Source organism: Pseudomonas farsensis, from assembly GCF_014268805.2.
In the GTDB taxonomy this organism is placed as follows: Bacteria; Pseudomonadota; Gammaproteobacteria; order Pseudomonadales; family Pseudomonadaceae; genus Aquipseudomonas; species Aquipseudomonas farsensis.
Genome location: NZ_JABWRF020000004.1, coordinates 156,069 through 180,951 on the forward strand (window position 1 = coordinate 156,069; position 24,883 = coordinate 180,951).

Annotated in this window: 22 protein-coding genes; 10 read left to right on the forward strand and 12 right to left on the reverse strand. The window is 63.1% G+C overall.

Annotated elements, in window-relative coordinates; genetic code table 11:
• Nucleotides 1-32 precede the first annotated feature (32 nt).
• The 3 genes from lon (at nucleotide 33) to HU719_RS20550 (ending at nucleotide 4,895) form a co-directional block, all read left to right on the forward strand.
• Nucleotides 33-2,429 carry an endopeptidase La gene (gene lon, locus HU719_RS20540; protein WP_186520031.1) on the forward strand — a complete coding sequence of 799 codons (2,397 nt, stop codon included), beginning with the start codon at nucleotides 33-35 and terminating at the stop codon, nucleotides 2,427-2,429.
• A gap of 153 nt (nucleotides 2,430-2,582) precedes the next feature.
• Nucleotides 2,583-2,855: an HU family DNA-binding protein gene (locus tag HU719_RS20545; protein WP_186520030.1), complete on the forward strand. Its 273-nt coding sequence runs from the start codon at nucleotides 2,583-2,585 to the stop codon at nucleotides 2,853-2,855.
• A gap of 180 nt (nucleotides 2,856-3,035) precedes the next feature.
• Nucleotides 3,036-4,895, forward strand: a complete 1,860-nt coding sequence (locus tag HU719_RS20550) for a SurA N-terminal domain-containing protein (RefSeq protein ID WP_186536069.1) — start codon at nucleotides 3,036-3,038, stop codon at nucleotides 4,893-4,895.
• Between the two features lie 60 nt (nucleotides 4,896-4,955).
• Here the strand turns inward: HU719_RS20550 and HU719_RS20555 are convergent, their stop codons facing one another.
• Entirely contained in the window at nucleotides 4,956-5,996 is a 1,041-nt protein-coding gene (locus HU719_RS20555; protein ID WP_186520028.1) for a patatin-like phospholipase family protein, read from the reverse strand.
• 154 nt (nucleotides 5,997-6,150) lie between these two features.
• On the opposite strand from HU719_RS20555, the gene HU719_RS20560 reads away from it, so the two are divergent.
• The 3 genes from HU719_RS20560 to HU719_RS20570 all read left to right on the forward strand — a co-directional run bounded on the left by HU719_RS20560 (nucleotide 6,151) and on the right by HU719_RS20570 (nucleotide 8,090).
• Nucleotides 6,151-6,429 carry a hypothetical protein gene (locus HU719_RS20560; RefSeq protein ID WP_186520027.1) on the forward strand — a complete coding sequence of 93 codons (279 nt, stop codon included), beginning with the start codon at nucleotides 6,151-6,153 and terminating at the stop codon, nucleotides 6,427-6,429.
• A gap of 14 nt (nucleotides 6,430-6,443) precedes the next feature.
• Nucleotides 6,444-7,211, forward strand: coding sequence for a CHAD domain-containing protein (locus HU719_RS20565; protein ID WP_186536071.1), 768 nt, complete (start codon nucleotides 6,444-6,446; stop codon nucleotides 7,209-7,211).
• Between the two features lie 81 nt (nucleotides 7,212-7,292).
• Nucleotides 7,293-8,090 carry an acyl-CoA thioesterase gene (locus tag HU719_RS20570; protein WP_186536073.1) on the forward strand — a complete coding sequence of 266 codons (798 nt, stop codon included), beginning with the start codon at nucleotides 7,293-7,295 and terminating at the stop codon, nucleotides 8,088-8,090.
• An 11-nt stretch (nucleotides 8,091-8,101) separates the two neighbouring features.
• On the opposite strand, the gene HU719_RS20575 is transcribed toward HU719_RS20570, so the two are convergent.
• The 3 genes from HU719_RS20575 to HU719_RS20585 form a co-directional block, all read right to left on the reverse strand.
• Nucleotides 8,102-8,470, reverse strand: coding sequence for an Mpo1-like protein (locus HU719_RS20575; protein ID WP_186520024.1), 369 nt, complete (start codon nucleotides 8,468-8,470; stop codon nucleotides 8,102-8,104).
• 96 nt (nucleotides 8,471-8,566) lie between these two features.
• Nucleotides 8,567-10,033 carry a methyl-accepting chemotaxis protein gene (locus tag HU719_RS20580; RefSeq protein ID WP_186520023.1) on the reverse strand — a complete coding sequence of 489 codons (1,467 nt, stop codon included), beginning with the start codon at nucleotides 10,031-10,033 and terminating at the stop codon, nucleotides 8,567-8,569.
• 86 nt (nucleotides 10,034-10,119) lie between these two features.
• Complete coding sequence (locus tag HU719_RS20585) at nucleotides 10,120-10,926, reverse strand: TatD family hydrolase (RefSeq protein ID WP_186536075.1); 807 nt, start codon at nucleotides 10,924-10,926, stop codon at nucleotides 10,120-10,122.
• A 122-nt stretch (nucleotides 10,927-11,048) separates the two neighbouring features.
• Between HU719_RS20585 and HU719_RS20590 the strand changes: the two genes are divergently transcribed.
• The 3 genes from HU719_RS20590 (at nucleotide 11,049) to HU719_RS20600 (ending at nucleotide 13,579) form a co-directional block, all read left to right on the forward strand.
• Nucleotides 11,049-12,488, forward strand: coding sequence for an MltF family protein (locus HU719_RS20590; protein WP_186536077.1), 1,440 nt, complete (start codon nucleotides 11,049-11,051; stop codon nucleotides 12,486-12,488).
• Between the two features lie 114 nt (nucleotides 12,489-12,602).
• Nucleotides 12,603-13,037 carry a DoxX family protein gene (locus HU719_RS20595; RefSeq protein ID WP_186536079.1) on the forward strand — a complete coding sequence of 145 codons (435 nt, stop codon included), beginning with the start codon at nucleotides 12,603-12,605 and terminating at the stop codon, nucleotides 13,035-13,037.
• A gap of 233 nt (nucleotides 13,038-13,270) precedes the next feature.
• Nucleotides 13,271-13,579 carry a hypothetical protein gene (locus tag HU719_RS20600; protein ID WP_186536080.1) on the forward strand — a complete coding sequence of 103 codons (309 nt, stop codon included), beginning with the start codon at nucleotides 13,271-13,273 and terminating at the stop codon, nucleotides 13,577-13,579.
• Nucleotides 13,580-13,657: 78 nt separating this feature from the next.
• Here HU719_RS20600 and HU719_RS20605 read toward each other — a convergent pair whose 3' ends face one another.
• From HU719_RS20605 to glcD, 5 genes are read right to left on the reverse strand one after another with little or no spacing between them, the layout of a single operon-like run.
• Nucleotides 13,658-15,835 (reverse strand): malate synthase G, encoded by a 2,178-nt coding sequence (locus tag HU719_RS20605; RefSeq protein ID WP_186536082.1) that lies wholly within the window; start codon nucleotides 15,833-15,835, stop codon nucleotides 13,658-13,660.
• A gap of 34 nt (nucleotides 15,836-15,869) precedes the next feature.
• On the reverse strand, nucleotides 15,870-16,274 hold the full coding sequence (locus tag HU719_RS20610; protein WP_186536084.1) for a heme-binding protein: 405 nt from the start codon (nucleotides 16,272-16,274) through the stop codon (nucleotides 15,870-15,872).
• 9 nt (nucleotides 16,275-16,283) lie between these two features.
• Nucleotides 16,284-17,501 (reverse strand): glycolate oxidase subunit GlcF, encoded by a 1,218-nt coding sequence (gene glcF, locus HU719_RS20615; RefSeq protein WP_186536086.1) that lies wholly within the window; start codon nucleotides 17,499-17,501, stop codon nucleotides 16,284-16,286.
• A 6-nt stretch (nucleotides 17,502-17,507) separates the two neighbouring features.
• The gene (gene glcE, locus HU719_RS20620; protein WP_186536088.1) at nucleotides 17,508-18,560 is read right to left on the reverse strand and encodes a glycolate oxidase subunit GlcE; all 1,053 of its coding nucleotides are present in this window, start codon (nucleotides 18,558-18,560) and stop codon (nucleotides 17,508-17,510) included.
• Nucleotides 18,560-20,059, reverse strand: a complete 1,500-nt coding sequence (gene glcD / locus HU719_RS20625) for a glycolate oxidase subunit GlcD (protein WP_186536090.1) — start codon at nucleotides 20,057-20,059, stop codon at nucleotides 18,560-18,562. Before glcD ends, glcE begins: the two co-directional genes overlap by 1 nt.
• Nucleotides 20,060-20,321: 262 nt before the next feature.
• On the opposite strand from glcD, the gene glcC reads away from it, so the two are divergent.
• Nucleotides 20,322-21,101 (forward strand): transcriptional regulator GlcC, encoded by a 780-nt coding sequence (gene glcC, locus HU719_RS20630; protein WP_186536092.1) that lies wholly within the window; start codon nucleotides 20,322-20,324, stop codon nucleotides 21,099-21,101.
• 11 nt (nucleotides 21,102-21,112) lie between these two features.
• On the opposite strand, the gene greB is transcribed toward glcC, so the two are convergent.
• The 3 genes from greB to HU719_RS20645 all read right to left on the reverse strand — a co-directional run bounded on the left by greB (nucleotide 21,113) and on the right by HU719_RS20645 (nucleotide 24,882).
• Nucleotides 21,113-21,610 (reverse strand): transcription elongation factor GreB, encoded by a 498-nt coding sequence (gene greB / locus HU719_RS20635; protein ID WP_186536094.1) that lies wholly within the window; start codon nucleotides 21,608-21,610, stop codon nucleotides 21,113-21,115.
• Nucleotides 21,611-21,691: 81 nt separating this feature from the next.
• Complete coding sequence (locus HU719_RS20640; protein ID WP_186536096.1) at nucleotides 21,692-24,199, reverse strand: ABC transporter permease; 2,508 nt, start codon at nucleotides 24,197-24,199, stop codon at nucleotides 21,692-21,694.
• Nucleotides 24,199-24,882, reverse strand: a complete 684-nt coding sequence (locus HU719_RS20645; RefSeq protein ID WP_186520010.1) for an ABC transporter ATP-binding protein — start codon at nucleotides 24,880-24,882, stop codon at nucleotides 24,199-24,201. The genes HU719_RS20640 and HU719_RS20645 overlap by 1 nt, the downstream gene beginning before the upstream one ends.
• Nucleotide 24,883 lies beyond the last annotated feature (1 nt).

The window sequence follows — 24,883 nt, forward strand, 5'->3', positions numbered from 1 at the left end:
TCCGGCCGCCAGGCCGTTGTAGAGGCGAAATCATGAAGACCACCCTCGACTTGCCTCTTTTGCCATTGCGCGACGTTGTCGTCTATCCGCACATGGTCATCCCACTGTTCGTGGGGCGTGAGAAGTCTATCGAAGCCCTAGAAGCCGCGATGACGGGCGAGAAGCAGATCCTCCTGCTGGCCCAGAAGAACCCCGCTGACGACGATCCAGGCGAAGACGCCCTGTACCGTGTCGGCACCATCGCCACTGTGCTGCAGCTGCTCAAATTGCCCGATGGCACCGTCAAGGTGCTGGTCGAAGGCGAGCAGCGCGGTGCGGTCGAGCGCTTTACCGAAATCGAAGGCCACATTCGCGCCCAAGTCAGCCTGATCGATGAAGTCGATGTTGCTGAGCGCGAGTCCGAGGTGTTCGTACGCACGCTGCTGTCGCAGTTCGAGCAGTACGTCCAACTGGGCAAAAAAGTCCCTGCCGAAGTGCTGTCTTCGCTGAACAGCATCGAAGAGCCGGGCCGCCTGGTTGATACCATGGCCGCGCACATGGCGCTGAAGATCGAGCAGAAGCAGGAAATCCTCGAGATCGTCGACCTGCAAGCCCGCGTCGAGCACGTGCTGGCGCTGCTGGATGCCGAAATCGACCTGCTGCAGGTAGAAAAACGCATCCGTGGCCGCGTTAAAAAGCAGATGGAGCGCAGCCAGCGCGAGTACTACCTGAATGAACAGATGAAGGCCATTCAGAAAGAGCTCGGCGATGGCGACGAAGGCCACAACGAAATCGATGAGCTGAAAAAGCGCATTGAGGCTGCTGGCCTGCCTAAAGACGCGCTGACCAAGGCCCAGGCCGAACTGAACAAGCTCAAGCAGATGTCGCCGATGTCTGCCGAAGCCACCGTGGTACGTTCGTACCTCGACTGGCTGGTGCAGGTGCCATGGAAAGCCCAGAGCAAGGTACGCCTGGACCTGGCCAAGGCCGAAGAAATCCTTGATGCCGACCACTATGGGCTTGAAGAGGTCAAGGATCGTATCCTTGAGTACCTCGCCGTGCAGAAGCGCGTGAAGAAGATCCGTGGCCCGGTGCTGTGCCTGGTTGGCCCGCCTGGCGTAGGCAAAACCTCGCTGGCCGAGTCGATCGCCACGGCCACCAACCGCAAGTTCGTGCGTATGGCGCTGGGCGGCGTGCGCGACGAGGCCGAGATTCGTGGCCACCGCCGCACCTACATCGGCTCCATGCCGGGCCGTCTGATCCAGAAAATGACCAAGGTGGGCGTGCGCAACCCGCTGTTCCTGCTCGATGAAATCGACAAGATGGGCAGCGACATGCGTGGCGACCCGGCGTCGGCGTTGCTCGAAGTGCTCGACCCCGAGCAGAACCACAACTTCAACGACCACTACCTGGAAGTCGACTACGACCTCTCGGACGTGATGTTCCTGTGCACCTCCAACTCGATGAACATTCCACCGGCGCTGCTCGACCGCATGGAAATCATCCGTCTGCCGGGCTACACCGAAGACGAGAAGATCAACATCGCAGTCAAGTACCTGGTGCCCAAGCAGATCAAGGCCAACGGCCTGAAGAAGGACGAGCTTGAGGTCGATGTCACCGCGATTCGCGACATCATTCGCTACTACACCCGCGAAGCCGGCGTGCGTGGCCTTGAGCGCCAGATCGCCAAGGTTTGCCGCAAGGTGGTCAAGGAACACACCGGCCAGAAGCAGGTGAAAGTGAAGGTTGCTGGCGAGCAGCTCGAGCACCTGCTGGGCGTGCGCAAGTTCCGTTACGGCCTTGCCGAGCAGCAGGATCAGATCGGCCAGGTCACTGGGCTTGCCTGGACTCAAGTCGGTGGGGAGCTGCTCACTATTGAGGCGGTGGTGATCCCTGGCAAAGGCCAGTTGATCAAGACCGGTTCGCTTGGTGACGTCATGGTCGAGTCGATTACTGCCGCTCAGACCGTGGTGCGTAGCCGTGCGAAAAGCCTGGGGATCCCAGCAGATTCGCACGAAAAGCGCGACGTTCACATCCATATGCCGGAAGGCGCGACCCCCAAGGATGGCCCGAGTGCAGGTATCGGCATGTGCACCGCGCTGGTCTCGGCCCTGACCCAGATTCCAGTCCGTGCCGACGTTGCCATGACCGGTGAAATCACCCTGCGTGGTCAGGTATTGGCCATCGGCGGGCTGAAGGAAAAACTCCTGGCAGCACACCGTGGTGGTATCAAGACGGTCATCATTCCTGAAGAGAACGTTCGCGATCTCAAGGAAATTCCGGAAAACATCAAACAGGATCTTCAGATCAAACCGGTCAAATGGATTGACGAAGTCCTCCAAATTGCGCTGCAATACGCCCCGGAGCCCTTGCCAGATGTGGCTCCTGAGATTGTCGCCAAAGATGAGAAGCGCGACGGCGATGCTAAGGAAAGAATTAGCACGCACTAGTAAGGTTTTCGTTTGGGGGCTTTGGTTGACAGATTTTTCGGGGCCTTGCTATAAAGCGGCACGCCATTGTCACCAGGCCAACGGACGCTCGTTTCATAAGCTTTTCATTACATACTTAGAAACAAACTCAATAGAGATATAAGGGGACTTAGAGTGAACAAGTCGGAACTGATTGACGCTATCGCCGCATCCGCTGACATCCCGAAAGCTGTAGCCGGCCGTGCGCTGGACGCAGTTATCGAATCCGTTCAGGGCGCCCTGCAAAAAGGCGACGATGTAGTCCTGGTTGGCTTCGGTACTTTCTCGGTCAAGGAACGCGCTGAGCGTACCGGCCGTAACCCGCAAACCGGCAAGGCGATCAAGATCGCTGCCGCCAAGGTTCCGGGCTTCAAGGCTGGTAAAGGCCTGAAAGACGCCGTCAACTAAGTCGTCTTTCAGCCGGCCCGGGCGCTGCCTGGGCCGACCGCGTGACTGCGGGTCGCAACCGTCCCCGCTGGCACGCTCGCTTCGAAAAGGCGCATCCACTGGATGCGCCTTTTTTCTATCAGGACTCTACCCACGCTCCGCGGTTGTCGACGCAGTGGTACAACCGTTTCTGGGGGACGCATGCTGCAGAATATTCGGGACAATTCACAAGGTTGGATTGCCAAGACCATTATTGGCCTGATTGTCGTGCTGATGGCACTGACTGGCTTCGAAGCCATTTTCCAGGCCGCAAGCCATAGCCAGGACGCCGCCAAGGTCAACGGCCAGACCATCAGCCAGAACGAGCTGAGCCAGGCTGTCGACATGCAGCGCCGCCAGCTGATGCAACAGCTGGGCAAAGACTTCGACCCGGCCCTGCTGGACGAAAAGCGCCTGCGTGAAGCAGCGCTCAAAGGCCTGATCGATCGCAAACTGCTGCTGCAGGGCGCTGAAGATGCCAAATTCGCCTTCTCCGAAGCCGCACTGGACCAACTGATCCTGCAGACGCCTGAATTCCAGGACAACGGCAAGTTCAGCGCTGAGCGCTTCGATGCCGTGATTCGCCAGATGGGCTATGGCCGCATGCAGTTCCGCGAGATGCTCGCCCAGGAAATGCTCATCGGCCAGTTGCGCACCGGCCTGGCTGGCAGCAGCTTCGTGACCGACAAGCAGATCGAGGCATTCGCTCGCCTTGAGAAGCAGACCCGCGACTTCGCAAGCGTGACCTTCAAGGCCGACCCGGCTGCGGTGAAAGTCACGGACGAGGAGGTCAAGGCCCACTACGACCAGCACGCCAAAGAGTTCATGACCCCAGACCAGGTTGTCATCGACTACATCGAGCTGAAGAAGGCGGCCTTCTTTGACCAGGTCAAGGTCAACGATGACGAACTCAAGGCGCTGTACGAGAAGGAAATCGCCAACCTCGGCGAGCAGCGCCGTGCTGCGCACATTCTGATCGAGGTCAACGACAAAACCACCGACGCCCAGGCCAAGGCCCGTGTCGAAGAGTTGCAGCAGCGCCTTGAAAAGGGTGAAGACTTCGCCAAGCTGGCCAAGGAATTTTCCCAGGACCCAGGTTCTGCCAACACCGGTGGCGACCTCGGCTTCGCCGGCCCAGGTGTCTACGACCCAGCCTTCGAAGACGCGCTGTACAAGCTGAACAAGGACCAGGTATCGGCCCCGGTGCGTACCGAATACGGCTACCACCTGATCAAGCTGCTGGGCGTAGAAGCACCTGACGTTCCAAGCTTCGCCAGCCTGAAGGACAAGCTCACCCATGAGCTGAAAACCCAGCAGGTCGAGCAGCGTTTCGTCGAGGCTACCAAGCAGCTCGAAGATGCGGCGTTCGAAGCGTCTGACCTGGCTCAGCCGGCTCAGGACCTGGGTTTGAAAGTGCATACCTCGGCGCCATTCGGCCGTGAAGGTGGTGAAGGCATCACTGCCAACCGTGCGGTGCTGCAGGCGGCATTCAGCGAAGAAGTGATGGACGAGGGCGCCAACAGCAACGGCATCGAGCTGGACCCGGAAACCGTGGTCGTGCTGCGCGTCAAGGAACACCGCAAGCCTGAGCAGATGCCGCTGGAGGCAGTGGCCAAGAACATCAGCGAGCACCTGGCCAAAGAGAAGGCGACTGCCGAACTCAAGGCCAAGGCCGACAAGCTGATCGCCGGCCTGCGCGATGGCTCGGTCAAGCCTTCCAGCCAAAACTGGAAAGTCCAGGAAGCGGTCACCCGCGGCCAGGACGGTATCGACCCTGCCGAGCTGCAAGCGGTGTTCCGCCTCGGCAAGCCTGAGTCCAAGGACAAGCCTGTGTATGGCAGCGTGGTTCTGGGCGATGGCAGCCTGGTTGTGGTGCAGCTCAAGGGCGTCAACGAAGGCGCAGCCGCTACCGATGAAGAGAAGCAGCAGATCCGCCGCTACCTCGCATCGCGTGCTGGCTCGCAGGACTTCGCGGCCTACCGCAAACTGCTTGAAAGCAGTGCCGATATCACTCGCTACTAAGTGGTACAGCACTAACCAGACAGGCCGCTTATGCGGCCTGTCTGGTTTTCTGCGCTCGCGTTAGCGGCGCACGCCCTCATGGGCATCGAGGGTGTCGCGGGCAATCTCCCGGCCCAAGGCGATCAGCTCCGGGGCTTTGTAGAACTCAAAGAACCGGCACACTCGCTTGGGCACGTTGATCAGCACATCGGGTGGGTAGCCGGCGATCTTGTACTGGGCGAGGGAGGTCTGCATGACCTCGAAGCTCTGGTTGATCAGGTCGAGCAGTGATGCCGGGCCTACGTTGTCGATGATGAACGAGCCGGTGGCCGACTTTGGCGCGCCGCCGCTTTCGGGGGCTGCGGCAGGCTGTTGGCTTTCGGGTTCTGCGCCCTCGGCCAGCCATGGATTGGGTGGTATAAGGCCCTCGGCACTGATTTCCTGGTCCAGGCGCATCAGTTGCTCCGCCGGTTTGCGGCGAAACGGCAGGTGCGAGCCAAGGGAGTTGATCAGCGAATCGAAGCGCATCTTGAACGCCGCCGGCCGCTCGATCACCGGCAGTTGGTATTGCTTCTGGTTAGTGGCGTTGAGGTTGACCGCGATGATCAGATCGCAGTGGCTGGAGACCACCGGCACGATGGGCAAAGGGTTGAGGATGCCGCCATCCACCAGCATTCGGTTGCCTTGAACCACCGGGGTGAACAGGCTGGGGATTGCCGCCGAGGCGCGCATGGCTTGGTGCAGGCAGCCTTCCTGGAACCAGATCTCCTGTTGGTTGGTCAGGTCGGTTGCTACCGCAGTGTAGGGAATGCGCAGTTCCTCAATGTTGATTTCGCCGACAATCTTGCGGATTTGTCCGAAAACCTTGTCGCCACGGATCGCCCCCAGGCGGAAGCTGACGTCGACCAGGCGCAATACGTCGAGGTAGTCCAGGCTTTCAATCCAGCTGCGGTATTCGTCCAGTTTGCCGGCGGCATAGATGCCGCCCACCACGGCGCCCATGGAGCAGCCGGCGATACAGGCAATTTCGTAGCCGCGTCGTTCGAGTTCTTCTATGACACCGATGTGCGCATACCCTCGGGCACCGCCCGACCCCAGTACCAGTGCTACACGTTTACTCATACGATTCCCCCAGGGTTATGCAACCATGGCCCACAATGCACCCATTGACGCCTGTGCTTCAATGTCGCCCGCGCTGGGCTACGCTGAGCAGGGCACTTTTGGCCTGTTTGATCGTCGAACGGCCATACCGTTTTCCTTCTTCGAGGTTACCCCAATGAAAGCCTGGATCGCCGTTCCTCTGATTGCCCTGGCCTTGGCTGGCTGCGCTGGCAAGACTGCCTACCGCGAAAGTTGCGCGACCCAGCTTGATGCTGCCTGGAAGGAACTGGACCTTGCCAAGGCCGAAGGCTTTGCGGGCGCTGTGAGTTACTCCAAGGCCTTGTCGCTGCTCACCGGTGCCAAGACCCAGCAGCAGTTCGAGGGCTACGAAAGCTGTACCGCCAAGGCTGAGAAAGCGCGCTTCTATATCCGTGAGTCCCGCGCCGGGCGTTGACCGAGGAGTGATGCATGGCTGCCATGCTCGATCACGTTGTATCGCAGGTGCTGACCTTGCATGTCCGCCTGTTGGCTTGCCGCGAGCGGCTGGCGGCTAATACCGACAGCGAGGCATTGCACGACCTGCGCATTGCGCTGCGGCGTTTGCGCAGCCTGCTGCGGCCACTGCGCGGGTTGCCCGGTGTAGAGCAGCTTGAGGAGGCAGCGAAGGCCTTGGGTACGTTGACCACCCCACTGCGTGACCGTGAGGTGCTCGCTGCCGAACTGGTCGGGCGCGGGCACCTGCAAGCGGGCCAACTGCGGCTACAGGGCAGGGCGGCGACCTTCGTCGGCGTGGCCTCCAGTGAGCAACTCAAGCGCGTGCTGCTGATCCTCGATGCCTTCCCGCTGTTTTTGCGTGCAGCAGAGCGTGAGGGCCTGGTCGAGAACCTGCGCGCGCGCATCGACAAGCGTCTGCAAAAACAGTGGAAGAAGCTCGCTGACGCGCTGCAAGACCCTGACCATGACCGGCATCGCCTGCGCCTGCTGATCAAGCGGGTGCGCTACGGCGATGAGGCGTACCCGCAACTTGATCACGCTGGCAACGAGCTGCAGCGGCTGCTGAAGAAGGCGCAGAGCGACCTGGGCGACTGGCACGACCGCTGGCAGTGGCTGCTACAGGTGCGCGAACACAGCGACCTGGCGCAATGCAAGCTGGGGTGGGAGCAGGAACTGGCGGCGGCCGAGGGAAAGTCTGATATCACCCTTGAGGCGCTGCACGAGGCGCTGGAGCGCCGATAGGCCTGCAATTGGCTGATATGCGGGGTGTGGGCTTGCAGGTGGATGGGTAAGATCGAGACTTTCGCCGTTGGAGCCAGCCCCATGAATTTCACTGAACTGCTTGGCGCAGCCCGTACTCAGCCGCACGCCATCAGCGTACCTGCCGACTGGGCCCAAGGCCGTGCTGTGTTCGGTGGGCTGATGGCGGCAATGCTGCACGAGGCCATGCGCCTGAAACTTGCTGATGAGCGCCCGGTGCGCTCGTTGGCCATCACGTTCGTCGGCCCGGCTGCCCCCGAGGTGCCGATCAGCCTTGAGGTTGAGGTGTTGCGCGAGGGCAAGGCGGTCAGTACGTTGCTTGGCCGGGCGGTGCAGAACGGCCAGGTAGTCACCGTGGTGCAGGGCAGTTTCGGTGTTGGCCGGCCGTCGGTGGTGGCCGTCGATGCGCTGCCTGCCGCGCCCCTCAAGCCGCTGGAGCAGGCTGCGCCAGAGCTTCCCTACATCAAGGGCGTCACGCCCGAGTTCATGCGCCATCTGGCGCTGCGCTGGGCGCTGGGCGGCTTGCCGTTCAGTGGTAACACGTCTCGGCAGATGGGCGGTTGGGTCAGGCTGCGCGATGTCGCGGCACAGCCACTCCAGGCAGCCCACGTGCTGGCGTTGGTGGACGCCTGGCCGCCGAGCCTGTTGCCGCATCTGCAACAGCCCGCAGCGGGTAGCACGCTGACCTGGACCATCGAATTCATTCAGCCTGCGCCGCCGTTGTCGACGCTGGACTGGTGCCGTTACGTGGTGGATACCGAGCATGCGCGCGACGGCTACGGCCATGCCGCAGCGGCGTTGTGGAGCGCTGACGGCGAGTTGGTAGCGCTGAGCCGCCAGACCGTTACCGTATTTGCCTGAAGCTCCGCCCTTCAGTGCCGGTGCTTGTGGCGCTCGCGCCAAGCCCGCCACCAACTGCCGCTCAGTAGAAACCTGGGGAAGGTAATGAACTGCTCGGTCAGCAGCCGCTGCACGGCGTCTTTGCGGTTGGCGAAGGGCTCGGGTTGCTCAGCTTCCAGTCGGTGCCCCTGGCGTTGCAGACCAAGGCCTGCAATCAGCGCGATGATGCCGACGGCGAACTGCACAAGGTCAAGGCCGAACAGCCCCGACAGCACCAGCAGGGCGCCAAGGATGAACAGCGGCACGGCGATCAGGTGCAGCACCAGGTTGGCCGGGTGCCGGTGGTTGTGGTGGTAGCCGCGCCATTGCCAGGCGGGTAAGTTAGGCAGTCGTTTGCTCATGGACAGTTCCTCACAGACATGCCCAAAGCTTAGTGCGGCCCCCCGTGGAGGGCCAATCGAGGCTGGCTATGGTGACCATAGGGGCCCGCTTGCGGCTCAGAGCTTGAGCTGACCGATCGCTTTGTTCAGCTCGCCGGCCAAGGTCGCCAGTTCGCTGCTGGTGGTGGCAGAGCCGACGGTCTGCTGTACCGTCTGCTCGGTAACGTCGCGGATGCTCACCACCGCGCGGTTCATCTCTTCCGCCACCTGGCTCTGCTGTTCGGCAGCCACGGCGATCTGCGTGTTGCTTTCACGCATCTGCGCAACGGCACTGGTGATTTCGAGCAGCGCCTCACCGGCTTCCTTTGCCTGGCGCACGCAGTCATCGGCCTTGTACGAGCTCTCCTGCATGAAGTCCACCGCATCGCGGGTACCGGCCTGCAGGTCGGAGACCATGGTGGTGATCTCGTCGGTGGAGGTTTGCACGCGCTTGGCCAGGTTGCGCACTTCATCGGCCACCACGGCAAAGCCACGGCCCAGATCACCCGCACGGGCGGCTTCGATCGCAGCGTTGAGGGCAAGCAGGTTGGTCTGTTCGGCAATACTGTGAATGACCCCGACCACGCTGTTGATCTTCTGGCTGTCTTCAGCCAGTTGGCGAATCATTTCGGCGGTTTGTTGCACGCCGCTGGACAGCCCCGAAATCGAATCCTGCACCCGGCTGACCACTGCCTGGCCACTACCGGCAAGGTTGTCGGCGCTCTGCGAGAGGTCGCGGGTGGCACCGGCATGCTGGGCGATGTGGTGCACGGTGGCCGTCATCTCGTTGATCGCCGTGGCAGCCTGGTCGGTTTCGCTCTGCTGGCCAATCATGCCGTGGCGCACTTCATCCATGCTGCCGGCCAGGCGCGCGGCACCTGAGTCGAGCTGCGCGGCGGTGCGGGCGACGGTGCTGACCACGCGGTGGTAGGTGGACTGCATGGCGTTGAAGGCGCCGGCCATCTGGCCCACCTCATCGCCACAGGCCAGCGGCACTCGCGCCGACAGGTCGCCGGTGCGTTCCACATGCAGCATCACATCCTTGAGGGTGTTGAGCTGGCTGAGCAGGAAGCGGATCAACAGTTGCGAGGCGCCGAGCATGGCCAGCATCAGGATCAGTACGCACACCGCGTAGTTGCTGAAGCGGTCAACGAAGACCTGGCTCAGGCTGGGCGTGTGGGCCAGCAGCGCAATGCGTTGGTCGCCCGCGCGCAGCACCTGCGCGCCGATCAGCGGGTTGTCGCCCAGCACGGAATCTGCCGGCAACTCGACCCAGCCTTGGGCGTCGCCGGGCAGGCCTGCGAGTGGTGGCTTCTGCCCGGCGTTCCAGGTGATCAGGTTGGGCTGGGCGGGCAGCGGTTGCCCGGCAGGCCAGGCAGCCAACAGTTGCGCCTGGGCCTGGGCCTGCGCCTGGGCGCCGGTAGCACGCGCCTGCTGCTCCAGGCTTACGGCGTAGAGCACCAGCAGCAAGGTGGTAACGAAGGCCACTGCGTTGACGGCCCAGAATTTGTACTTGAGGGAGATATTGCTAAGCCAGGCACCCATGGCAGGTCTTCTCTGAGTTGGCGAACGTATTATTGGCAAGGTGCCATCATTGTGCCTGCCTGCGATAAACACCTTGTTGATATGCGTCAAGAAACCACAGGCAGGCCAAAGAACGCGCGGGCGCAGGCGCTGGTATGGGCGGCCAGATGTTCGGCGGTTTCGCCGCGGTGGCGGGCTACTTCGTGCAGCACCTCGGGCAGGTAGGCAGGCTCGTTGCGCCCGTTTTTAGGCTTGGGGCGCAGGCTGCGCGGCAGCAGATACGGCGCGTCGCTTTCGAGCATCAGCCGCCCTTGTGGGATATTGCCCACAAGTGGGTGCAGATGAGTGCCGCGGCGCTCATCGCAGATCCAGCCGGTGATGCCGATGTGCAGGTCCATGTCGAGGTAGGCAAACAGCGCGTCGCGCTCGCCGGTGAAGCAATGCACCACGGCCGCCGGCAGATGGTCGCGGAAGGCTTTTACAATCGCCAGCAGGCGTTCGCTAGCGTCGCGCTCATGCAGAAACACGGGCAGGCCCAGTTCTGCGGCGAGCGTCAACTGCGCTTCAAGTGCTTTTTCCTGAAGCGGGCGAGGTGAGAAGTCGCGGTTGAAGTCCAGCCCGCATTCGCCCACAGCCTTGGCCCTGGGCTGTGCCAGCAGTTGGCGCAGTTGCCGTTCGCTGTCGCCGCTCCAGTGGCTGGCGTCGTGGGGGTGTACCCCGGCGGTGGTGAACAGCCGTTGGCCGTCGGCATCGAGCTGCTGGCAAAGCTCCAGGGCCTGCTCGCTGACATCCAGGCTGGTGCCGGTGAGTACCATCTGCACCACGCCCGCCTGCACGGCGCGTTCGACCACCGCTGCCTGTTGGTCGTGGAAACTGCTGTTGGTCAGGTTGACGCCGATATCGATCAGTTGCATGGTGCTACCTCGTGCCGCGGGGCGGTCAGCATAGCAAAAACCGCGAAAACGCGGAAAATTGAGCAACTTCAACGGTTTGCCGCAGCCATTTGCCGTCATTCATCACGGAACGATCACCGCGCATGCTGCACTCCCACCGCCCACGCCTCGCTATACCCCTGCTGTTGACACTGGCCTGCCTCGCTGTTGTCGGTGGGCTGTTTTCAGGCTCGGCGCATGCCCGCGAGCCCGGTCCGCAACAGCATGTCGCTGCCAGCCAGGCCCGCGACCTGCAGCAGATCCGCGCCAGCAAGGTGCTGCGGGTACTGGTCAATCAAAGCCGCAATAGCTCCGGTGAGGTCAAAGGGGAGCCGGTGGGCGTGGAGTATTACCGGCTGCGGGCCCTTGAGCATTCTCTTAATGCGCGGGTTGCGGACGGCCAGCAGCTCACGCTGAAAATCATCCCGCGTGCCAAGGAGCAGTTGCTGGGGGCGCTGCTGCGTGGCGAAGGCGACCTGGCCGCGCCCGGCGAGTTGCTCGACCCTTCGTTGGTGCAGGGCGCCCACGCCAGCGCGCCTGTGCTGGACCAGGTGCCACTGCTGCTGGTGGGGCGCAAGGGTGAACGCAGCTACAGCCGCGCCGACCAGTTGTCTGGCCGCACCATTGCGCTGACCAGCGCCAGTGCTGCGGGTGCGGCAATCCAGGTGATCAATCAGCAGTTGGCATTGCGCAAGCGTGCACCGATCAAAGTCGAGTGGGTCGACCCGACGCTTGCCGTGGAAGATGTGCTGGAGATGGTCCAGGCGGGGATCTACCCATTGACGGTGGTCGAGCGGCCTATTGCCCAGCGCTGGGCGCGGGTTATGCCGCGCCTGCGCCTGGACAGCAAAGTGCAGTTGGCGCAGCCGCAGGCGCTGCGCTGGTACGTGAGCAATGACGCGCCGTTATTGCAGGCGGCCGTGGACCGCTTCCTCGCGACCTACCGGGCGCCGGACAACCAGGACGCGGCCTTCGAGCGCATCTACCGCCGCCAGTACCGGGTGCACAACCCCTTGGCCCGCCAGGACCGCCAGCGCCTCGCGGCGGTACGCGCGGTGCTGCAGAAACACGGCGGCGAGCAGCAGATCGACTGGCTCAACCTTGCAGCCCTTGCGTTCAAGGAGTCGACCCTCGACCCGAAAGCCCGTGGCGCAGGCGGCGCCCATGGGCTGATGCAGATCACCCCGTCTGCCGCGCAGCGGGTCGGTGTGAGCAATATCAGTACGGTTGACGGCAACGTACAGGCCAGCGCGCGCTACCTGGCGCTGATCAGGCGCAAGTTCTTCGCCAGCCCACAGATCAACGAGCGCGAGCGCATGGCCTTCACCCTGGCCGCCTACAACCTGGGGCCAGAGCGCGTCCAGGCGATGCGCGCAGAGGCGCGTCGGCGCGGGCTCAACGGTAACCAGTGGTTTTTCCAGACCGAGCGTATCGCCATGGAGCAGGTGGGCATGGGGCCGGTGAGTTTCGTCAACAGCGTGAACAAGTATTTCCTTGCGTTCAACCGGGAGCGTGTTGCGTTAGAGCGAGTCGCCAAGCGCTGAAGTATCTATTTTATCGATGGTTACTACAGGGTTTTTGCGATTCTCTTATCTGGTGGTTTGATTATTATGGCGCTCATCCAAACCAACACCCCGCTTTGACAAGGAAGCATCACCATGAACAACACCCTCAAATCGCTGCTGAACACCCGCGCCGGCTATGGCCTTAGCGTCGTCCGCATTCTGGTCGGCATCATCTTCATGGCCCACGGCGCGCAAAAGCTGTTCGGCCTTTTCGGCGGCTACGGCCTTGAGGGCACCGGGCAGTGGATGGAAAGCATTGGCCTGGCGCCGGGCTACCTGATGGCGCTGCTGTCTGGCAGCGCCGAGTTCTTCGGCGGCCTGGCGCTGGTGGTGGGCTTGCTGGCCCGCCCGGCAGCCTTGGCACTGTCGGTGACCTTGGTGGTGGCGATCTTCTCGGTGCACATCGGCAACGGCTTGTTCATGTCCAACAACGGCTATGAATTTGCCCTGGCGTTGCTGGCCGGCAGCGTGGCAGTACTGATCGAAGGTGCTGGCCGGTTGTCGCTGGACCGTTTGCTCGCCCGCTGAAACACCGCTGTAACGCCTGGGCCTCAAGCTGCACCTTGTCGATTTCGATAAACGTGCGGCTTGAGGCTTGTATCTTCTGGCGTCGCCCTCTAGCATAACCCTTGCGCCGATTTAAACAGCTACTTGCGGGGCGCAGGGCAGGCCCCCCGGTGGGCCGTCCGAAATACCGCTAAAGCGCTGGTTTGGTGACGCCTCTCACCTGCCCGGCGGGATCAGCGAGGCGGAGAGACTCCATGAGTTGCCCACGTACCAGTGTCTATTTGACCCCATTGCCTGCAGACCAGGCTTCCCGTACCCCGCGCATCCTGCTCGGCGGCCAGCATCAACCCACGTTATTGCGCAACCTCGATGGTTTCTCCCGTCGCAAGGGCCAGGCGCGTGCATTCCTCATCCAGTTCTTTGAAACCTGCGCGCAGCTGTCGCAGTACGCCAACGACCGTTTTGACCTGGCCGTTATCCAGGCGCCGGCGGCGGCTGATGCTGCCGAAGTGATCGGCCAGCTCACCCGTATCGCCCGCCAGGGGCTGATCACACGGCGTTGAAAGGGGTTTCAGAGTGCGTCGTTCCGAGTTCGCCCGGTAACAAAGAGCCCGCTCAAACGGGCTCTATCGGGCAGCCGATCACCTGGCCGCTTTATATCGCAGGCGCCAGGCATGCAGCAGCGGCTCGGTGTAACCACTGGGTTGCTCGCGGCCCTTGAAGATCAGCTCACATGCGGCCCTGAATGCATGGGAACTGCCAAAGGCTTTTGCCATGGGCCGGTAGGCGGGGTCATGTTGATTCTGCTGGTCCACGACCTGCGCCATGCGCTCCAGGGTGTGTTGCACTTGAGTACCGCTGACGACGCCGTGGTGCAGCCAGTTGGCAATGTGCTGGGCGGAGATGCGCAGCGTTGCACGGTCTTCCATCAACCCCACATTGTGGATGTCGGGCACTTTGGAGCAGCCGACCCCGTGCTCGACCCAGCGCACAACGTAGCCCAGGATGCTCTGGCAGTTGTTATCGAGCTCAGACTGAATCTCAGCCGCCGACCACTGTCTGTCCGGGCTCACCGGCACGCTCAGCAAGTCGCGTAATAGCCCTGCGCGTTCGCTTTGCAGGTCGACACCCTCCAACGCGGTTTGCACCTGTTGAACATCCACCTGATGGTAGTGCAGCGCATGCAGGCTGGCGGCGGTGGGTGAGGGCACCCACGCGGTATTGGCTCCTGCTTTGGGGTGGGCGATTTTCTGCTCCAGCATGGCGGCCATCAGGTCCGGCATGGCCCACATGCCTTTGCCAATCTGCGCCCGCCCGCGCAGCCCGCTGGCAAGCCCCACCAGCACATTGTTGCGCTCATACGCTTGAATCCACGCGGTGCTTTTCATATCGCCCTTGCGCAGCATGGCGCCCGCTTCCAGGGTGCTGTGCATCTCGTCGCCGGTGCGGTCGAGGAACCCAGTGTTGATGAACACCACGCGATGGGCGGCTTGCTCGATGCAGGCTTTGAGGTTGACGCTGGTGCGCCGCTCCTCATCCATGATGCCCATCTTGACCGTGTGGCGCACCAGCCCCAGCAGGTCTTCGACGCGGCCGAACAGTTCATTGGCGAAGGCGACTTCCTGTGGGCCATGCATCTTCGGTTTGACGATATAGATGCTGCCGGTGCGCGAGTTGCGCTTGCGCTGCAGGTCATGCAGGGCTGCCAGGCAGGTCACCACAGCGTCCAGAATACCCTCAGGGATCTCCTCGCCAGCCCCATAGTGAATGGCCGGGTTGGTCATGAGGTGGCCCACGTTACGTACAAACAACAGCGACCGGCCGGGCAGGGTGACTTGCGCGCCCGCCGGGCCTTGGTAGGTGCGGTCGGCATTCAGCGTGCGGGTAAACGAGGTGCCTTGCTTGCTGACCGTTTCCGACAGATCGCCCTTCATCAGGCCCAGCCAGTTGCGGTACACCAGCACCTTGTCGTCAGCATCGACGGCGGCCACCGAGTCCTCGCAATCCATGATGGTAGTGATCGCCGACTCCATGATCAGGTCTTTCACACCTGCCTTGTCGGTCTTGCCGATCTGGCTTTGCGGGTCGATCTGCATTTCCACATGCAGGCCATGGTTCTTCAACACAATGGCTGTCGGGCTTGCAGCCTCGCCTTGATGGCCCACGAACTTTTCGGGGTTGACCAGGCCGGTGCTTGAGCCGTTCGCCAGGCTGATTTTCAGCGCCCCTTCAGCCACCTGATAAGCCACCGCATCGCTGTGTGAAGCCCCTTCGAGGGGGAAGCTCTGGTCGAGAAACGCTCGCGCATAGGCGACGACTTTGTTGCCGCGGGCTGGGTTGTAGCTGCCTTGCCGTTGTGCGCCGTCGTCTTCACTGATGGCATCGGTGCCATAAAGCGCGTCGTACAACGAGCCCCAGCGCGCATTGGCGGCATTGAGCGCGTAGCGGGCATTGCTCACCGGCACGACCAGTTGCGGGCCTGCCTGGGAGGTGATTTCGTGGTCGACATTGGCCGTGGCGACTCGCAGCTGCGCAGGTTGTTGCACGAGATAGCCGATGCCGTTCAAGAACTCGATGTAGGCCTGCATGTCGTTGATCGGGCCGGGATTGGCGCGATGCCAGGCGTCGAGCTGCGTCTGAATGCGCTCGCGTTCGGCCAGCAGGGCCTGGTTCTTCGGCGCCAGGTCATGGACCAGGGCGTCCAGGCCTTCCCAGAACTGCTCGGCCGAAATAGAAGTACCGGGCAACACCTCGTGCTCGATGAAGTGTTTCAGGTTTTCGGCTACGTGGAGCCGATGGCATGGGATACGGTTTGTCACGTCAGTTCTCCAGATGCTTTGGGCTTGCCCGGCGTCAGGCGTTGAGTGCGGCGATGCCTGCGGCGGCAACCTGCGCGTCCTGTTCAGCCTTGACCCCTGATACGCCAACAGCGCCGACCACTTGCCCCTGTACCAGCACCGGCAACCCTCCGTCCAGAGAGGTGAGCAGCGGGGCGCTGACAAACGCGAAACGCCCACCGTTGACCATCTCTTCGTAGCCCTTGGTGTCGCGCCGGCCCAGTGCGGAAGAGCGGGCTTTTTCGGTGGCGATGTAGGCTGCGACGGGCGCGCAGCCATCCAGTCGTTCGAGTGCCAGCAAGTGCCCGCCGTCATCGACGATGGCCACGGTCACTTTCCACTCATTGCGGTGGGCTTCTTCGCGTGCGGCGGCGAGTACGCGCGCGACATCGGTGTGTTCCAGAACGGCTTTCTGTTGCATGGGTATCTCCTAGGAAAGTGCCTCTTCAACCAGTTCGATCCAGTGCCGGACCGGCGTACGGCCGGCGCCATCCAGATGGGTCTGGCAGCCGATGTTGGCGGTTACGATGACGTCGGGGTTGCCGCTCTCCAGGGCGTTGAGCTTGTTGTCGCGCAAGCGTTGGGAGAGTGCTGGTTGAGTAATGGAATAGGTGCCCGCAGAGCCGCAGCACAGGTGGCTGTCTGGCACTGCGGTGAGGCTGAAGCCGAACCGGGTGAGCAGGCCCTCCACGGCACCATTGAGCTTCAGTGCGTGCTGCAGCGTGCAGGGGCAGTGGAAGGCCAGCCGCCGATCTGCCTGAACGCCCAGTTGCTCGATGGGCTCTGCACTCAGCACCTCGACAATGTCTTTGGACAGTGTGGTTACCCGCTGCGCCTTTTCGCAGTAGGCAGGGTCGTCTTTGAGTAGATGGCCATAGTCACGGACAAACGCGCCGCAACCGCTGGCGGTCTGCACGATTGCTTCTGCGCCGGCCTCGATCGCCGGCCACCAGGCGTCGATATTGCGCCGGGCCCGCTCAAGGCCTTTGTCCTGAGCGTTGAGGTGATAGTCAACGGCCCCGCAACACCCGGCCTGAGGGGCGGGCACCACGCCGATGCCGAGCTTGTCCAGCACACGAGCCGTAGCCGCATTTGTGTTGGGCGCAAGGGCCGGCTGAACGCAGCCTTCGAGCATGAGCACCTGGCGTTGGTGCTGGCGGGCAGGGCGCGGCTTGGCGGCCACCGCATGCCGGGGAAGTTTTGCCTGCAGTGACTCCGGCAACAGTGGGCGCAGTGCCATGCCCGCAGTCATCAGTGCCTTGAACAGCACAGGGCGCGGCACGACCATGCGCAAGCTGCGCCGCAATGCACGCTCGCCAAGCGGGCGCGGCACCTGCTGTTCGACCACTGCCCGGCCTATGTCCAGCAGGTTGTGGTACTGCACGCCGGAGGGGCAGGTGGTTTCGCAATTGCGGCAACTAAGGCAGCGATCAAGGTGTTGCTGGGTCTTTGCGGTGACTTCTTGCCCCTCAAGCACCTGCTTGATGAGATAGATCCGACCACGCGGGCCATCGAGTTCGTCGCCCAGCAATTGATAGGTGGGGCAGGTTGCCGTGCAGAACCCGCAGTGCACGCAGCTTCTGAGAATACGTTCGGCTTCGTCTGCGCGTGGTAGTTGCTTGGCACGTTCGCTCAGGTTGGTTTGCATGGCGCTTCATACCTCCGCGTACATTCGGCCAGGGTTGAAAATGCGCTGCGGGTCGAGCTGTTGTTTCAAGCGCTGGTGGTAGTGCAGCAGGGCCGCAGGCAGTGGGTGGAACGGCGTATCGGTCTCGCCATAGAGGGTCGCGTGGCCTCCGGCAGCGGCCACGATGCCGCGCACCTGGTCGTCGGCGGCGCTCGACAGCAACCAGCGCTGGGCGCCACCCCAGTCGATCAGCTGTTTGCCCGCAATATTCAGCGCTGGGCAGTGGTTGGGAACCGACAGCCGCCAGAGTGGTGTGGCCGAATGGAAGAAGGGCAACTGATGCTCACGCAGTTGCGCCCAGTAACTGCTGCACAGCGCTTCACCGCCCAGGCGGTCGCAGGCCGATTGCACCGAACCTTTGCCGCCTTCCAGGCGCAAGTAGAGGAAGCCGCCGTCGTGGCACGCGGCAGTGATGGGCATAGGTTGTTGGCCCCACGCCATTAGCTGTGTCAGTGCCTGATCGACGTCCATCTGCAGCTTGAGGCTGGCGCATTCGCGCGGTTTGGGCAGCACTTTGAGTGACACTTCAGTGAGCAGGCCCAGGCAGCCGAAGCTACCTGCCAGCAGGCGGGAAACATCGTAGCCGGCAACGTTCTTCATGACCTCGCCACCGAAGCGCAACAGCTTCCCGTGGCCGGTGATCACGCGCGTTCCCAGCACATAGTCGCGAGCCGAGCCGGCCCACGGGCGGCGCGGCCCCGATAGCCCGCAGGCAATCGCCCCGCCAATGGTTGCCGACGGGCCAAAGTGGGGCGGCTCGAAGGGCAGCATCTGGCCGTGGGTTGCAAGTGCGGCTTCTACTTCGTCCAGCGGTGTGCCCGCGCGGGCGGTCAGCACCAGCTCCGTCGGGTCATAGCTGACGATGCCGCGGTGTGGGCGGGTATCCAGTATCTCGCCGGTCACCTGGCGGCCTAGTGCGGCCTTGCTGTTACCGCCCTGGATGCGCAACGCGCCCCGCTCGTTGAGCGCTTGGTTGACCTGCTCCAGCAGGTGTGCGGTGTGGTCATGATCAGGTGCCATCAGAAACGCTCCAGTTCGGGGAAAGGCAGCTTTCCTTGATGGATATGCATCGAACCAAACTCGGCGCAACGGTGAAGCGTCGGGATGTTCTTGCCGGGGTTGAGCAGGCCGGCGGGGTCAAAGGCCGCCTTCACTGCATGAAACAGGGTGATTTCATCGCTGCTGAACTGGGCGCACATCTGGTTGATCTTTTCACGGCCTACGCCATGCTCCCCGGTGATGCTGCCGCCCACCGCGACGCACAGTTCGAGGATCCGCGCGCCCAGTGCCTCGGCGCGCTCCAGCTCACCGGGCTGGTTGGCATCGAAGAGGATCAGCGGGTGCATGTTGCCGTCGCCTGCGTGGAACACGTTGGCCACGCGCAGGCCGAACTGCGTCGAAAGCTCGTCGATGCCGCGCAGCACTGCGGGCAGCTCGCGCCTTGGGATGGTGCCGTCCATGCAGTAGTAGTCAGGCGAAATACGGCCGACCGCAGGGAACGCATTCTTGCGGCCAGCCCAGAAGCGCACCCGCTCGGCTTCATCGCGGGCTAGGCGCACCCGAGTGGCGCCGGCACGCTTGAGCACCTGCTCGACCCGTTCGCAGTCTTCGTGAACGTCGGCTTCTACACCGTCCAGCTCGCACAGCAACATGGCCGCAGCATCGGTTGGGTAGCCTGCGTGGATGAAGTCTTCGGCGGCTCGAAGCGACAGGTTGTCCATCATCTCCAGGCCACCTGGAATGATGCCTGCGGCAATGATGTCCGCGACCGCGCGGCCAGCCAGCTCGACGGAATCGAAGCTGGCCAGCAGCACCCGGGCCGCCTGGGGTTTGGGCAGCAGTTTCACGGTGACCTCGGTGACTATCCCAAGCATGCCTTCGGACCCTGTGAACAGCGCAAGCAAGTCAAAGCCTGGGGCGTCCAGCGCATCGCTGCCCAGGGTCAGATGCTCACCGTCGGCGGTCAGAATTTCGACCTTGAGCAGGTTGTGCACGGTCAGGCCGTATTTCAGGCAGTGCACGCCGCCGGCGTTTTCGGCGACGTTGCCGCCGATCGAGCAGGCAATCTGCGAGGAGGGGTCGGGGGCGTAATACAGCTGGTAGGGGGCGGCCGCCTGGGATATCGCCAGGTTGCGGACCCCGGGTTGAACCCTGGCAAACCGGCCTTCAGGGTTGATCTCGATGATCCGGTTGAAGCGCGCCATCACCAACAGGATGCCTTGCTCCAGCGGCAGCGCCCCGCCAGAGAGGCCGGTGCCTGCGCCACGGGCGACAACAGGCACTTGCAGCGCGTGGCAGAGCTTGAGGATGGTCTGCACCTGCTCCAGATGTTCCGGCAGCAGCACCAGCATCGGCACCACGCGGTAGGCGGACAGCCCATCGCATTCGTAAGGTTTGAGTTGCTCGGTGGTGTGCAGTATTTCCAGGTCGGGCAGGGCGGTTCTGAGCTGCTTGAGCAACTCGCCTCTGTCGACCTTGGGTAGCACGCCGTCAACGCGCTCGTCGTAGAGAATGTTCATGGTGCTCCCGTCTGTTCTTATTGTTATTTCACGGCGCTGCGCAGGCCCGACGCCAAAGCGGGGGCTTTGCAGGGCTCATTGAACCGAACACAGTGGAGCCTGCTGCGTTTGTGGCCGCTGCGTCGACTGGCTGTGAAACTGGTCCTACCACTTTCTTTGCAGGAAGGCTTTGCGAGGTGGATAACACTGAGGCTCGTGGGCTAGCATCGGCAGGCTCTCACTCACCAGCCAATAGCTGGTCCTACCAGTTCGGAGGTGGTTCGTGGATGACGTCCAGCAGGTCAAGCAGGCAAGGCCACAGGTTGCAGACCATGTGGCAGAGCGTATCGAGAAGCTCATCGTCGATGGCGTCATCAAGGTGGGCCAGGCATTGCCTTCCGAGCGGCGCCTGGTCGACAAGCTCGGTTGTTCCAGGTCTGCCTTGCGCGAAGGGCTGAGGATCTTGCGGGGCAGGGGCATTGTGCAAACGGAGCACGGCCGTGGCTCCTACGTCGCTGACCTCAGCGGCAGGGACAGCAATACGCCTTTGATGCACCTGTTCAGTTCGCAACCCCGCACCCTGTTCGACCTGCTGGAGGTGCGCGCCTTGCTGGAAGGGGAGGCGGCAAGGCTGGCCGCATTGCGTGCCACAGACATCGACCGGCTGCTGATCAAGCGCCGCTTCGAGGAAATGGCTGCAGCCCATGAGCTGAGCAAGCAGCACGACCCACGGGAGCAGGCGCGGCTGGACCATGCCTTCCACCGGGCCATCAGTGAGGCGTCACACAACCCGGTGCTGGTCCACACCCTGCAGACGCTGAGCGACCTGACGCTCAGTACAGTGTTCGCCTCGGTCAACAACCTGTATTGCCGGCCGGCGCAAAAGCGCCAGATTGATCGGCAGCACGCCAAGCTGTACCACGCCGTCATGGAGCAGTTGCCAGAGCAGGCCCAACGGGCGGCCAAAGACCATATCAACAGCATCCGCGACAACCTGCGCGAGATCGAGCAGGAAGAACAGCGGCTGGTGCGCGCCACGATGAGGCTGGAGGGCTGGAGCTGAAAGGTGGGTGCTTAGGCTTGCGTGTCGCCGACGGGCGATGAGGGGTACTCAATGCTCACCACAAACCAAACCGCTTCGCCCGTAGGCGTTTGCACAACAACCTCGTCACCCTCGTTTTTTTTCAGCAAGGCGCGGGCCATGGGTGAGTCGATTGAAATGTAGTCGTTGCGCCCGTAGATCTCGTCATAACCCACAACCCGAAACCGCTTGCGCTCTTCGTCCTCATTCTCGATTTCGACCCAAGCCCCAAAAAATACCCGTCCTTCCTGTTCTGGGGAGTAATCGACGACACGGATGTCTTCCAGGCGTTTGCGCAGGTAGCGGATCCGCCGATCGATCTCACGCAGAAGCTTCTTGTTGTACTGGTAGTCAGCATTCTCACTGCGGTCCCCAAGGGATGCAGCCCAGGTGACCTTCTGCGTGATTTCGGGCCGGTAGGTGTGCCAGAGATGGTCGAGCTCTGCTTTGAGCGCGGTGTGGCCCTCTCGGGTGATGATGTTGGTGGCCAACCTTTACTCCTACAGTTTCAGATGATGGCAAGTGCGGCAGACTAGCATGCCGCTTTGCTCATATATCGCCGTTGGCGTGTCTCAACCTTCGCGCAGTACCGTCAGTGGGCTGGCATTGAGCGCCCGGCGCGTACCAATTACCCCGGCGCCACCGACCAGCACGGCACCGGCCAGCGGCAGCAGCAACAGCCATGGGTGCGGTGCCCACTGTAAGGCGAAGGCATAGCGGTACAACGCCCAGGTGATCAGCTCGCAGCCAAGCGCCGCCAGTACACCGCTCACCGCCCCCAGCAGCCCGAACTCGATGCGCCTGGCTTTGACCAGCAGCGGCCGCGCCGCGCCGAGGGCGCGCAGCAGCGCACCTTGGCGGATGCGCTCGTCCAGGGTCGCCTGCAAGCCTGCGAACAGCACCGCAAGGCCTGCGGCCAGCACGAACAGCAACACGTATTCCACCGCCAACGTCACCTGGGCAAGGATGCTGCGCAGCTGCGCGAGCAGGGCATCGACCTGCAAGATGGTCACTGCCGGGAAGGTCCGTGACAGTGCCACCACTTCGGCGTCATGGCCCGATGCCAGGTAGAAGCTGGTGAGGTAGGTGGTGGGCAGGCCTTGCAGCGTGCCCGGCTGGAAGATCATGTAGAAGTTTGGCTGGAAGCTGTCCCAGTGCACCGTGCGCAGGCTGCTGACCCGGGCCTGGCGCTGCTGGCCCGCGATATCGAAGGTCAGCAGATCGCCCAGTTGCAGTTTCAGGCTCAGGGCCAGTTCTGCCTCCACCGAAACGCCGGGGATGGTGTCATTGGCTGGCGCCTGTTGCCACCAGGTGCCTGCGGTGAGCGCGTTGCCCGGTGGCAAGTCAGCGGCCCAGGTCAGGCTGAGGTCACGCTGCACGGCGCGCTCGCCGGTGGATTCCTTGCTTACAAGCTGCCGCACTGGCTCGTCGTTGATATGCGTGAGCCGCCCCGGTATCACCGGGTACAGCGGCGCCGACGTGGCGTTGATCCGGGCCAGGTGCTCGGCGAACGGCTGGCGATCGTCGGGCAGGATGTTCAGGGCGAAGTGGTTAGGTGCGTCCTTCGGCAACTGCGCCTGCCAGTTGTCCAGCAGCTCCGCACGCAGCAGGGCAACCAGGCCCATGGCCAGCAGAATCAGGCCAAAGGCCAGCGCCTGGCCGGCAGCGGCCAGCGGGTGGCGCAGCAACTGGCCAAGCCCCAGGCGCCACGCCAGCGGGGCACCGGCCAGCAATTGGCGCAGGCTACGCAAGCCGAGCAGCAGCAGGCCGCCGAGCACGAGCGCAGCGATCAGGCCGCCACCCAGCAGGGCGAAGGTGAGCAAAAGGTCCAGGCTCAGGCGCCACATGATCAGGCCCAGGGCAAACAGTGCGGCGCCATACACCAACCAACTGCTCGCAGGGATGGGCAGCAAGTCGCGGCGCAGCACACGCAGCGGTGGTACGCGGCCAAGGGCTGCCAGCGGCGGCAAGGCGAAGCCGGCCAGGGCCACCAAACCGGTGCCGATGCCGGCCAGCGCCGGGGTAATGCCGCCTGGCGGCACCTGGCTCGGCAGCAGGCCTTCGAGCAGGCGGAACAGGCCCAGTTGCGCCAGCCAGCCAAGCATCGCACCGCCCAGGGCTGCGACTGCACCCAGCATCGCCAGTTGCAGGCAGTACAGGCCCAGTGCCTGGTGCCGCGACAACCCAAGGCAGCGCAGCAGCGCACTGGCATCCAGGCGCCGGGCGGCATAACGGCTGGCCGAAAGCGCCACGGCGACCCCAGCCAGCAGCACGGCCACCAGGCTCGCCATGTTCAGGTAGCGTTCGGCCTTGCCCAGTGCGCCGCCGATCTGGCGGTTGCCATCGCGGGTGTCGAGCAGGCGTTGGTTGGCGGCCAGCGACGGTTCTGCCTTGAGGCGGTACTCGGCCAGTGCCTGCGGCTCGCCGCGCCACAGGTCGCGGTAGCTGACCCGGCTGCCGGGCTGAATCACCCCGGTGGCTTCAAGGTCGGCCAGGTTCATCAGCACCCGCGGGGTCAGACTATAGAAGTTGTTGGCACGGTCCGGCTCGTAGGTGAGCACGCGGCTCATGCGCAGGCTCTTCATGCCGACATCGATGCTGTCGCCAATCGACAGGCCCAGCGCCACCAGCAGGCGCGGTTCAACCCACACCTCGCCAGGTGCCGGCCCGCCGCCTGGGGTTTCGTTGGCAAACGGGGCAGGGGCGCTGCGCAACTCGCCGCGCAGCGGGTAGGCCGGGCCTGCGGCTTTGATGCTCGACAGTTGGATGCCGTTGTCGCCGCCGACCACGCTGGTGAACTCCACTACCTGGGCATGGCGCAGGTTCAGCGCGGCGCCGCTGGCGATTTGCTGTTCGCTGGCCGGCGCGCTGCCTTGCAGCACCAGGTCGGCGCCTAGAAATTCGCTGGCGCGCAGTTGCATGGCGCCGTTCAGGCGGGCGCCGAAGTAGCCGATGGCCGTGCTGGCCGCCACCGCCACCAGCAAGGCAAAGAACAACACGCGCACTTCGCTGGCGCGGATATCGCGTAACAGCTGGCGCAGGGCCAGGCCCCACAGGCGCAGGAAAGACAAGCGGGTCATCAAGGCTCCAGGGGCGCCACCAGGCGGCCGGCATCCAGGCGGATCTGGCGGTGGCAGCGCCGCGCCAGGCGTTCATCGTGGGTGACCAGCACCAGCGTGGTGCCGCGCTCCTGGTTCAGCTCGAACAACAGGTCGCTGATGCGCTCGCCGGTATGGCTGTCGAGGTTGCCGGTAGGTTCGTCGGCGAACAAGACGGCAGGTTGCGCGGCAAAGGCGCGGGCAATCGCCACCCGTTGCTGCTCGCCGCCTGATAGCTGGCGCGGGGTGTGGGTCAGGCGTTGGCCCAGGCCTACGCGCTCAAGCAAGCTGCGCGCGTGCTCACGGGCATCGCGGCGGCCGTCCAGCTCCAGCGGCAGCATGACGTTTTCAAGGGCGTTGAGGCTGTCGAGCAACTGGAACGACTGGAATACAAAGCCCACGTGCTCGGCGCGCACCCGGGCGCGCTGGTCTTCATCGAGGGGGCCGAGGTCCTGGCCGGCCAGTATCACCTTGCCGGCACTTGGGCGGTCCAGGCCGGCCAGCAGGCCCAGCAGGGTGGACTTGCCCGACCCCGAGGCGCCGACGATGGCCAGGCTGTCGCCTTGGGCAAGGTCCAGGCTCAGGGCATGGAGGATGGTCAGGTCACCTTCCGCGCTGGGGACCACTTTGCTAAGGTTCTGCGCAACGAGAATGCTTGGGCCCATG

Excerpts from the sequence above, each read along its gene's own strand:
- HU719_RS20610 (WP_186536084.1), bottom strand. The coding sequence starts at position 16,274 with ATGCAACAGAAAGCCGTTCTGGAACACACCGATGTCGCGCGCGTACTC.
- HU719_RS20550 (WP_186536069.1), top strand. The coding sequence starts at position 3,036 with ATGCTGCAGAATATTCGGGACAATTCACAAGGTTGGATTGCCAAGACC.
- HU719_RS20640 (WP_186536096.1), bottom strand. The coding sequence starts at position 24,199 with ATGACCCGCTTGTCTTTCCTGCGCCTGTGGGGCCTGGCCCTGCGCCAG.
- HU719_RS20565 (WP_186536071.1), top strand. The coding sequence starts at position 6,444 with ATGGCTGCCATGCTCGATCACGTTGTATCGCAGGTGCTGACCTTGCAT.
- lon (WP_186520031.1), top strand. The coding sequence starts at position 33 with ATGAAGACCACCCTCGACTTGCCTCTTTTGCCATTGCGCGACGTTGTC.
- HU719_RS20580 (WP_186520023.1), bottom strand. The coding sequence starts at position 10,033 with ATGGGTGCCTGGCTTAGCAATATCTCCCTCAAGTACAAATTCTGGGCC.
- glcD (WP_186536090.1), bottom strand. The coding sequence starts at position 20,059 with ATGAACATTCTCTACGACGAGCGCGTTGACGGCGTGCTACCCAAGGTC.
- HU719_RS20645 (WP_186520010.1), bottom strand. The coding sequence starts at position 24,882 with ATGGGCCCAAGCATTCTCGTTGCGCAGAACCTTAGCAAAGTGGTCCCC.
- HU719_RS20600 (WP_186536080.1), top strand. The coding sequence starts at position 13,271 with ATGAGTTGCCCACGTACCAGTGTCTATTTGACCCCATTGCCTGCAGAC.
- glcE (WP_186536088.1), bottom strand. The coding sequence starts at position 18,560 with ATGGCACCTGATCATGACCACACCGCACACCTGCTGGAGCAGGTCAAC.
- HU719_RS20575 (WP_186520024.1), bottom strand. The coding sequence starts at position 8,470 with ATGAGCAAACGACTGCCTAACTTACCCGCCTGGCAATGGCGCGGCTAC.
- HU719_RS20560 (WP_186520027.1), top strand. The coding sequence starts at position 6,151 with ATGAAAGCCTGGATCGCCGTTCCTCTGATTGCCCTGGCCTTGGCTGGC.
- HU719_RS20590 (WP_186536077.1), top strand. The coding sequence starts at position 11,049 with ATGCTGCACTCCCACCGCCCACGCCTCGCTATACCCCTGCTGTTGACA.
- HU719_RS20555 (WP_186520028.1), bottom strand. The coding sequence starts at position 5,996 with ATGAGTAAACGTGTAGCACTGGTACTGGGGTCGGGCGGTGCCCGAGGG.
- HU719_RS20585 (WP_186536075.1), bottom strand. The coding sequence starts at position 10,926 with ATGCAACTGATCGATATCGGCGTCAACCTGACCAACAGCAGTTTCCAC.
- HU719_RS20595 (WP_186536079.1), top strand. The coding sequence starts at position 12,603 with ATGAACAACACCCTCAAATCGCTGCTGAACACCCGCGCCGGCTATGGC.
- glcF (WP_186536086.1), bottom strand. The coding sequence starts at position 17,501 with ATGCAAACCAACCTGAGCGAACGTGCCAAGCAACTACCACGCGCAGAC.
- HU719_RS20570 (WP_186536073.1), top strand. The coding sequence starts at position 7,293 with ATGAATTTCACTGAACTGCTTGGCGCAGCCCGTACTCAGCCGCACGCC.